The following is an 870-nucleotide window of genomic DNA, read 5'->3' as shown; positions in this document are numbered from 1 at the left end:
AGTGACCTGGAAGCGGAGCTGCGGGATGAGTCCGACGTTCAGTACCGCAATTATGCCATGCAAGGTGGTGAAGATTATTCCGAACTGTTGCTGATTCTCGATAACAACAGCCACGTATTCCCCGCTGATCCGAATCACAAGAACCTGAGCCCCATTTCCGAAGAAGAAGCCAAGGCACTGGCGCAGGGCATGATGCCCGCCGGTATGAAGGTGGACGATGTGGGCTGGAGTCAGGCGTTCCGGGATTACACCCTTTACCGCCACAATGGTGATGACAAAACGATGATCACCACGGGCCATGCCACCGAAGCCTCCGCCATTGCGGCTGCGGTCAGCGAGCATCAATCCTTTGCCCGGTGGCGACAGGACGACTATGACGAAAGCCACTGGGGAACAACAGAAAACGTACTGGCCCATGTGCGCTTCCAGACCTTTGATGAAAACGTCCACGGTCGTAATGAACGGATTCTGTTTATCGATGAAGTGCAGAGCGACTGGCATCAGGCAGGCCGGGAAAGTGGTTACCGCACGTCAGAGTCGGTACGTAAACAGGAGCAGCGCAATGCCCGGATAAACGCAGTCGATGACAGGATTCGGGCTGTCGTAAAACAGCGGGATGAGTTCGGCAAACAGCATGCAGAGGCCGGTGCCCGGCGTGATGACCTTACCCGTCAACTCAAACAGGCAGAGGAAAACCAGGATCAAGCGCAGGTTGATCGGCTGAATAACGAATTGACCACGGTTGCAGAGGATGTAGAGAACTATTTCCAGCAGTGGGTGGATGCCGAAGCCCAGCTGAAAACACTGCGAGATGAACGACAATCACTGTTCGATACCGACAAACATCGGTTCTACCGTCAGGTACCTAAT

At 54.3% G+C, this 870-nt stretch carries 1 protein-coding gene; it reads left to right on the top strand.

The window, feature by feature from the left end:
* Positions 1–870, top strand: an 870-nt coding sequence (locus tag AK963_RS34165) for a hypothetical protein (protein WP_175404752.1), incomplete at both ends; no start/stop codon positions are given.

It is taken from the genome of Endozoicomonas atrinae (assembly GCF_001647025.1).
Classification (GTDB): Bacteria; Pseudomonadota; Gammaproteobacteria; order Pseudomonadales; family Endozoicomonadaceae; genus Endozoicomonas; species Endozoicomonas atrinae.
Note: the sequence above shows the minus strand (reverse complement) of the source record. Positions and strands in the feature narration are given on the sequence as shown.